Source organism: Bradyrhizobium sp. LeoA1Lang, from assembly GCF_055413685.1.
Window position 1 is genome coordinate 1 of record NZ_JBVAPG010000279.1, and the last position, 5,877, is coordinate 5,877.

Sequence of the window (5,877 nt, forward strand, 5' to 3'; positions counted from 1 at the left end):
GTGCGGCCCTTCAAGCTCACCACAATCCCATGACGATCAAGCCCGTTGCCCATGTCACAAGGGCCGCGTAACATTCATTCTGGCAACGTCGGCCCGACGTAGTTCAACACCGATCGGGACATCCCCCCGCGATCCTCCCCCGAGAGACCGGCTCAAGCCGTTGCCAGGCACATAACGATGTCCGGCACATAACTGCGATTTTGTTACCGGTAACAAAATCGCAGACCACGAATGTCGGCGCGCCGCCGAGGAAGGCGAAAAGGTTGACGTGGAGGCGGATCCAGTCGGCGAGCCCCTCGCTTGGGCAGGCCTCGGCGTACGTATAATTGGACGCGCCCATCGCCGCGACGAACAGCTTCATCGACTGCACTTCCCCACTTGAGGGGGCGATGACGTCGATGGTGTCGCCGGCGAAATCCACGAAGACCTTCTCGCCGCCCAGATGGGTCTGCCGCATCGAAGGCCGGGCACGCCCCTTCCAGGCCTCGTAGGTCGTGCAGAACCATGTGTAGCCGAAGCCATCGGGATGGCTGGCGCGATACTCGTCCCACAGCAGCCGGCGGGTCACGTTGCGCCGGCGCAGCTCCTTGTCGACATAGCCCCAGTCGGGAATGGGCCGCTGGGGGCTCTGCGACGCCGGCTTCGGCGCAGGGAAAAGCAGCAGCTCCAGGTCCTCGTCGGTCATTCCGGCCGGCAACGGCCAGTTCAGCCCGGCAGCCCCGGCTCGGCGCAGATAGCTGTGCACGGCGCCGTTGCTGATGCCCAGGGTGCGCGCAATGGCTCGCTCCGGCAAGCCTTGAACATGTTTTAAGCGGAGAACCTCTTTGATCCGGCGCATCGACAATCTCTGGGTGGGCATCGGCCTTCCTCGTTCACTGACGAGGCAGTTCCTAAGCCGGTTGAGTTGTCGGCCGAAGCGGGCTGAGCTGCTGAAAACTTGCTCACGATCCCGCGAAATCCGTGCTCACGATCGTCTGAAATCTCTGCTCACGATCCCCTGAAATCCGTGCTCACGATCCCGCGAAACATGCACGTCGCTTCCTCAATGCGATGCGTGATAGGCTTGGGAAATTTACGCTGACGCTCCACCCGGATAAGACCCGCCTGATTGAGTTCGGCCGCTTTGCGGCGACTGATCGCAAGAGGCGCGGGCTTGGAAAGCCGGAAACTTTCGCGTTCTTGGGCTTCACCTTCATCTGTGGATTATCGCGCCGCGGCACCTTCCAGCTTCAGCGGAAGACCCGACGCGACCGCATGCGGGCCAAGCTGAAGGACATCAAGGCAGAGCTACGGCGTCGAATGCACCATCCGATACCAGAACAGGGAAAGTGGCTGAGGCAGGTAGCGACTGGTCACTTCGCCTACTATGCGGTCCCAACCAATAGTCGGTCGCTCTCGGCGTTCCGGCACTGTGTAACCGACCTCTGGCGACGAACGCTCCGGCGGCGCAGCCAGAAAGACGGGTTCACATGGGAGCGTATGGCGAAGCTGATCAACGACTGGCTTCCCCCGCCGCGCATCCTTCATCCCTGGCCCGACAAACGCTTTGACGTCAAGCACCCAAGGTAGGAGCCGGATGCCTTAGTTGGGCGAGTCCGGATCTGTGCGGGTTGCGCCTTGCAAGCGCGTTGAAGTCTGCCGTCTGCGATGACGGCCGCGGCAAAGCCTAGCGAGCAGCCGCGAACCAAGTCTTGCGTGGCGTCCGGTAACGGCCGCTGCGAAGCGTAGACAGGGAGGTTGTAGGCCGGAATGAAGTGAACGGGAAAATAGCCCCGAAATCGATCGTGATCGGAGTAGCTGACCCTCTCCCGTAACGGGGAAGGCGGAACCAAAGACCGCGCGAACGCGAGCAGTCTAAGGTGCTCCCGGGGTTCGTACCGCCAGCATGCAACCAAAGGCGTTGACGTGAACAAGGGAGATCCATCCGGTTCAAGCGCACGCTTGTAGGACCTGCCAAGGCGAAGAGGTGAGAAGGGTCTGATGACCGGGTGGAAGTCATACTGACTGATAGTACTCCGAGGACGGGAGAGCCGGCCACACGGGGAAGCGGTCAGCGGTAGTTGAATTGTTCTTGGGCGACATGGGCTCCATGCAACGGGAGTTACGGCCTTCTATTCAAAGAGAAGATCAGCTGACCATGGAAACGAAACTTGAACAGATAGCAGTGAAAGCTCGAAGGGAGCCAAATCTCCGCTTCACCTCGCTGGCCCATCATATCACGCGCGACCGGGTGCTGGAGAATCTATCAAAGATTCCGAAGCGATCCGCCGCCGGGGTGGACGGTCAGACGGTGGAGGCGGCGAAGGAGAGCTTCGAGGGCTGGATAGAGCCGGTGCTCCAATCCATCCACCGCCAGGGATATCGCGCGCCTAACATTCGGCGGGTCTATATCCCCAAGCCTGGCAAGACGGAGAAGCGCCCCCTCGGGGTTCCAACTGTCGCCGACCGGGCGCTCCAACGCACCACGGCTGAGGTGCTGTCCGCCATCTACGAGCAGGACTTCTTACCCTGCTCGTTCGGCGGCAGGCCGGAGCTCAGCGCCCATCACGCCTTGGCGACCCTCAATGAGGTCATCGCCGGCGGCATGATCGGCTGGGTGCTGGAGGCGGATTTGAAGAACTTCTTCGGGAGTCTCAATCATGATTGGGTCCTCCGGTTTGTCGAACATCGAGTAGGCGATCCGCGCCTGATCAGCTTGATCCGGCGTTGGTTGAAAGCGGGCGTCTTGGAAGATGGAGCGGTTCATCCGAGCGAGCAGGGAACCCCGCAAGGTGGATCGATTAGCGTGCTGCTGAGCAACGTGTACCTTCATTACGTTCTCGACCTCTGGTTTGAACGCGTGGTGAGGGGCCGGTTGCGGGGCGAAGCCCGACTGGTACGCTACATCGATGACTTTGTGATCTGTTTCCAATATCGATCGGACGCCATCCGCGTACAGGATGCCTTGCGTCTACGGTTGGGGAAGTTCGGCCTCACTCTGGAGCCGACCAAGACCAAGTTGGTCGAGTTTGGTCGGTTCGCGCAAAGACACGCTGGCAAACGCGGCAGGAACCGCCCGGAAACTATCTACTTCCTGGGTCTGACGCTCTATTGCACGCGAAACCGAAAAGGTAACTTCAAGGTTGGGATGCGCACCGAGAAATCTCGGCTACGGCGCAGCCTTACGTCTCTGCAAGAGCTAATGCAGCGAATACGACATCAAACGATCAGTGAACAGGTCAGCGAAATCAACGCCGTCCTACGCGGCCACTATGCTTATTACGGCGTCGCTGGAAATCTCCGGAGCCTCGTAAAAGTCTATCGGGTCGTCGAGCGTTACTGGCGCAAGATGTTGTGCAGCCGCAGCTGGGCAGGCCGTCGTCTCACTTGGGATGCCTTCAACCAAATCAAAGAGCGGACACCATTGCTGACACCAAAACTGCGCCTCCCATACGGGAAGCTGCAGGCGCTAGCAGTGCTGTGAACCAACCGCCGAAGAGCGTAGTGCGGTAAATCCGCACGCTACGTTCTGTGGGAACCGGAGGCGGGCGACCGCCTCCGGTGACCCGGTGGGCGACCAGCAATGGTCGTCCCTACCGCGATAGCCTGAGCACGCCTCGAAAGTTACGATGTGAATGCCGACCCGATCGTATGGCGGGGAAGGCCGTGCGGACAGGGAAGCAATCGACGCACGCACCTGTCTGGTTCACCGGGGTAATGGGCACGGCACGTTGGAAAGGTAGTACGGGTAATCGGGGGAGACCCGTCTTGGTCGAAGGTCGCGCCTTCAGCATTGAGTAGTCGATGGACCGGACGGGAGTCGGACAGGGTCAAAGGTACCGATGAAACCGGGTAATTCCGGCGGAGGAAAGGACCCTGACTTCAGGTGCGCTTTTGAAGATGGCGAGGGAAAGGGTAGATTGGCGATGAGCCTTGAAACGCCCGATAAGATCAGGAGCCTTCAGAGAAAGCTTTATTGCAAAGCGAAGGCGGAGCCCGCCTTCCGCTTCTACGTGCTGTACGACAAGATCTGCCGCGAGGACATTCTGAGCCATGCCTACAAGCTGGCCCGCGCCAACGCGGGTGCGCCGGGAGTGGACGGAATAACTTTCGAACAGATCGACGCGTCGGGACTCGAAGCATGGTTGGCTGGCCTGCGCGATGAACTCGTCACGAAGACCTATCGGCTCGATCCGGTGCGGCGGGTGATGATCCCGAAGCCCGGCGGCGGCGTACGTCCGCTCGGTATCCCAACAATCCGGGACCGGGTCGTCCAAGCTGCTGCAAAGATCGTGCTGGAACCGATCTTCGAGGCGGATTTTGAGGACGGCGCTTATGGATATCGCCCGCGCCGCAACGCGGTCGATGCCGTCAAGGAAGTGCACCGGCTTATGTGCCGGGGCTACACAGATGTTGTTGACGCCGATTTGTCGAAATACTTCGACACGATACCGCACTCGGACCTCCTCAAATCGGTGGCCCGACGCATCGTCGACCGGAATGTGCTGCGGCTGATTAAGTTATGGCTGCGAGTACCGGTCGAGGAGCGGGATAGCAACGGGAAACGGCGCATGAGCGGCGGTAAGAGCAACAAGTGTGGCACACCACAGGGCGGTGTCATCAGTCCGCTGCTCTCCGTCATCTACATGAACCGGTTCCTGAAGCATTGGCGTCTCAGCGGTCGGCGTGAAGCATTCCATGGCCAGATTATCTCCTATGCCGACGACTTCGTCATTCTCAGCCGCGGCCACGCGGAAGACGCATTGACGTGGACGAAAGCGGTGATGACCAAGCTTGGGCTGACACTCAACGAGACTAAAACCTCGGTGAAGAATGCCCGATTGGAAAGCTTTGACTTCCTTGGGTACACGCTCGGACCCCGCCACTTCCGCAATGGCGGGCGGTGGTATCTTGGCGCGGCTCCGTCGAAGAAAAGCGTGCTGCGGATCAAGAGGAAGGTCAGCGAACTGCTGACGCCGGGCAACAAGGGCGCTTGGCCCGAAGTACAAGCACGACTGAACCGCCTTCTGCGCGGCTGGTCCGCTTACTTCAGCTATGGCTCGCTTGCTACGGCTCATCAGGCCGTTGATCGACACGTCTTTGACCGCGTGCTCGCCTTTCTGCGCAGACGACATAAGACGCCAGGACGTGGCGTCAGACGGTTCTCTGATCAGATCTATGGGAACCCTGGCGTACTTGTGCTGAACCGCGTGCGCAAAGTGTCGCCGACGTGCGCCTTGTGACGAAACCTGTCGGAAAGCCGGATGCGGGAAGACCGCACGTCCGGTTGTGTGTCCAGGTAAGGTTAGCATGTTCAGCAGGGGACAGTCCTGCCGGGGTAGAAGTCAGAGCCCCGTAGTTCGGATAGCGGAGGAGATGGAAACAGAACCTACGAAGCCTATCGACAAAATCTCCCTGGGGGAGATTAACGAGTCACCGGGCCGTAATAACAGTGAACGCGTTGTGGCCTCGAAAGTGAGTAAGTCCGAGGGCCGAGCCCGCAACCGAAGGGCGAAGGCAGCATGAGCAGCCGAACACTGACCGACACGGCTGTTCGTCTCGGCGGGGTGGAAGCGACGGCACGGTGACAAGGACATGCCAAGCAACTGGAGAAGCCTTCCTCGTCCCGGCGCGAAATCGCCGGAGCAAGGTAGGCCGTATAACCGGCGACACCGGGAAGGCGGCCGAAGACGAGAAGGTGGCGGCCGGGTCCGTAGTGTGCGCTGGGCAGCGCGTGAATCAGGAGGGTTGAAGTCCCTTCGGTGCTCGAAGGTGCCGTCCGGAACGCGGTTGGAATTTGCTTGGCGCGTTCTCCGGGTAACGTGAAAGTATCGTTTCAGGCGGCGAGGTCAATCGGCTGATCGATGGGTTTTGTGGCGAGGGTCTGCCATCCATCGA

General features: G+C 60.0%; 3 protein-coding genes and 1 pseudogene. 3 read left to right on the plus strand and 1 reads right to left on the minus strand.

Annotated elements, in window-relative coordinates; translation table 11 throughout:
* Positions 1-217 precede the first annotated feature (217 nt).
* Positions 218-859: pseudogene (locus ACZYOF_RS41555) on the minus strand (sigma factor-like helix-turn-helix DNA-binding protein); the annotation flags it as partial.
* A 191-nt stretch (positions 860-1,050) separates the two neighbouring features.
* Between ACZYOF_RS41555 and ACZYOF_RS41560 the strand changes: the two are divergent.
* The 3 genes from ACZYOF_RS41560 (at position 1,051) to ltrA (ACZYOF_RS41570) (ending at position 5,222) form a co-directional block, all read left to right on the plus strand.
* A complete protein-coding gene (locus ACZYOF_RS41560) occupies positions 1,051-1,569 on the plus strand; it encodes a hypothetical protein (protein ID WP_463719371.1) in 519 nt (172 codons plus the stop codon).
* 511 nt (positions 1,570-2,080) lie between these two features.
* Positions 2,081-3,463, plus strand: a complete 1,383-nt coding sequence (gene ltrA, locus ACZYOF_RS41565; protein WP_394570294.1) for a group II intron reverse transcriptase/maturase — start codon at positions 2,081-2,083, stop codon at positions 3,461-3,463.
* 442 nt (positions 3,464-3,905) lie between these two features.
* A complete protein-coding gene (gene ltrA / locus ACZYOF_RS41570; protein ID WP_463719372.1) occupies positions 3,906-5,222 on the plus strand; it encodes a group II intron reverse transcriptase/maturase in 1,317 nt (438 codons plus the stop codon).
* Positions 5,223-5,877: the final 655 nt, after the last annotated feature.